We start from the raw sequence: 2,781 nt of genomic DNA, 5'->3' as shown, positions 1-2,781 counted from the left end.
CGGTGACCCGGCGGTTCCCGGTGGCCTGGTGGTGTGGGTGGCCGGGGGCGTCGTGGGCGAGAGCCGTCTGTGGCCGGGCGGGCGGGTGGCCGGGGCCGCGTCCGTGCCCGCGTCGCCGGTGACCGGTGGAAACGCCGGAGGGCGCGGGAAGCCGGTGGCCTCCCGCGCCCTCCGGGCGGTACGGGTCAGTCCTTGATCTCGCAGATGGCGGCGCCGGAGCTGACGGACGCCCCGACCTCGGCGGACAGGCCCTTGACCGTGCCCGAGCGGTGCGCGTTGAGGGGCTGCTCCATCTTCATGGCCTCCAGGACGACGATCAGGTCGCCCTCCTTGACCTCCTGGCCCTCCTCGACCGCGATCTTGACGATCGTGCCCTGCATGGGCGAGGCGAGGGTGTCGCCGGAGGCGGCCGGGCCGGACTTCTTCGCGGCGCGCCGCTTGGGCTTGGCGCCGGCGGCCAGGCCGGTGCGGGCCAGGGACATGCCGAGCGAGGAGGGGAGGGAGACCTCCAGCCGCTTGCCGCCGACCTCGACCACGACCGTCTCGCGGTCCGCCTCGTCGTCGCTCTCGGTGTCCGCCGGGGCGGCGAACGGCGGGATCTCGTTGACGAACTCGGACTCGATCCACCGGGTGTAGATGGTGAACGGGTCGGCGGAGCCGGTGAGTTCCGGGGCGAACGCCGGGTCCCGGACCACCGCGCGGTGGAACGGGATGGCCGTGGCCATGCCCTCGACCTTGAACTCGTCCAGGGCGCGCGCGGCCCTTTGCAGGGCCTCCTTGCGGGTGCGGCCGGTGACGATCAGCTTGGCCAGCAGGGAGTCCCAGGCGGGGCCGATGACGCTGCCCGACTCCACGCCCGCGTCCAGGCGGACGCCGGGACCGGACGGCCCCTCGAAGACGGTGACGGTGCCCGGGGCGGGCAGGAAGCCCCGGCCCGGGTCCTCGCCGTTGATGCGGAACTCGAAGGAGTGGCCGCGCAGTTCCGGGTCGCCGTAGCCGAGCTCCTCGCCGTCGGCGATGCGGAACATCTCGCGCACCAGGTCGATGCCGGCGACCTCCTCGGTCACCGGGTGCTCGACCTGGAGGCGGGTGTTGACCTCCAGGAAGGAGATCGTGCCGTCCGCGCCGACCAGGAACTCCACGGTGCCCGCGCCGACGTAACCGGCCTCCTTGAGGATGGCCTTGGACGCGGCGTACAGCTCCTCGACCTGCGCCTCGGAGAGGAACGGCGCCGGGGCCTCCTCGACCAGCTTCTGGTGGCGGCGCTGCAGGGAGCAGTCACGGGTGGAGACCACGACCACGTTGCCGTGCTTGTCGGCGAGGCACTGGGTCTCGACGTGACGCGGCTTGTCCAGGTAGCGCTCCACGAAGCACTCGCCCCGGCCGAAGGCCGCGACGGCCTCGCGGACCGCCGAGTCGTACAGCTCCGGCACCTCTTCGAGGGTGCGGGCGACCTTCAGGCCGCGGCCGCCGCCGCCGAACGCCGCCTTGATGGCGATGGGCAGGCCGTGCTCCTTGGCGAACGCCACCACCTCGTCGGCCCCGGACACCGGGTCCGGCGTGCCGGCCACCAGCGGGGCGCCCGCGCGCTGCGCGATGTGACGGGCGGCCACCTTGTCGCCGAGGTCGCGGATGGCCTGCGGCGGCGGGCCGATCCAGTTCAGACCGGCGTCGATCACCGCCTGCGCGAACTCCGCGTTCTCGGACAGGAACCCGTAACCGGGGTGGATCGCGTCGGCGCCCGAATCCGCGGCGGCCTGCAGCACCTTGGCGATGTCCAGGTAGCTGGTCGCCGGGGTGTCACCGCCGAGGGCGAACGCCTCGTCCGCGGCACGCACGTGCAGAGCGTCCCGGTCGGGGTCTGCATACACGGCCACGCTCGCGATACCGGCATCCCGGCATGCCCGGGCGACGCGGACTGCGATTTCGCCACGGTTGGCGATGAGCACCTTGCGCACGATGAAGGCTCCCTCCTTGAAACAAGCCGAGTTTAGGGACTGCCGACACGTCACTACGACCCGTCCACAGTGGTGAGCTTGCCCACACGGAGCGTGAAACCAGGATCTGCCGGCGGGTGCCGAGCCGTGAAATCCCTTGTCGCGTCGGGTGGTGCGGGACTCCCCCCGGAAACCCTAGCCCGGGTATGTGGCCCAGGTCTCTGTAAAGCCACGCCGCCGCGGGCCGTGTTTCTTTGTGGACTCCCTACGAACACCTCGCCGAATCTTTGCGGCCGTCAGAACTCTTGCCGCTGCGTATACCCGTGAGTAACGTTCGCGCCACCCTGGGAGATACCCCGGGTAATGCGCCGGTCGGGGGAGTGGCAGGCTCTCGAAAGGGTCCCGGGCGGGTGCTCCCGCGCCCGACGGGGCACGGCGGAAACAGCGGAAGTGGGTGGGGCCGGTGGTGCGCAGGACGGTTGCCGTCGTCCTGGCGGCGGCGATGTTCGCCGAGGCGGCCGGGGTGGCGTGGCTCAACTGGTTCCTCGCCATGGTGGTCGAGGGGCAGCGGATGTCGCTCGCCGGACTCGACCCGGACATGGTGGCCCGCTCGTCGCGGATCGGGGCGGTGCTGTTCGCCCTGTTCTTCGTGGCGTGCGGTGCGGTGGTCCTGGTCTCCGCGATCCGCGGCCGCGCGCTGGGGCGCCTCGGCACGGGACTGCTGGTGACGGTCGCCGTCGTGCACGGCGTGCTGGGCGCGGCGGCGTTCGCGCTGGTCGGGGTCACGGCGTTCGCGGTGCTGGCGGCGGTGCTGGCGCTGATCCTGCTGTTCCTGTCGTCCCCG

At 72.1% G+C, this 2,781-nt stretch carries 3 protein-coding genes; 2 read left to right on the top strand and 1 reads right to left on the bottom strand.

Annotation, left to right across the window (positions count from 1 at the left end):
* The coding region (locus tag HW445_RS32885; RefSeq protein ID WP_218957381.1) for a hypothetical protein at positions 1–196 on the top strand (196 nt) is incomplete at its 5' end.
* On the opposite strand, the gene HW445_RS25425 is transcribed toward HW445_RS32885, so the two are convergent.
* Positions 186–1,958 (bottom strand): biotin carboxylase N-terminal domain-containing protein, encoded by a 1,773-nt coding sequence (locus HW445_RS25425; protein WP_180223245.1) that lies wholly within the window; start codon positions 1,956–1,958, stop codon positions 186–188. The two genes, HW445_RS32885 and HW445_RS25425, sit on opposite strands and share 11 nt — an antisense overlap.
* A 445-nt stretch (positions 1,959–2,403) precedes the next feature.
* Here HW445_RS25425 and HW445_RS25420 point away from each other — a divergent pair.
* Positions 2,404–2,781 (top strand): hypothetical protein (locus HW445_RS25420; protein WP_180223244.1); only part of this gene is annotated, 378 nt, incomplete at its 3' end.

It is taken from the genome of Streptomyces sp. UH6, assembly GCF_013421635.1.
GTDB lineage: Bacteria > Actinomycetota > Actinomycetes > Streptomycetales > Streptomycetaceae > Streptomyces > Streptomyces abyssomicinicus.
This window is presented reverse-complemented; position numbering and strand designations above follow the sequence as displayed.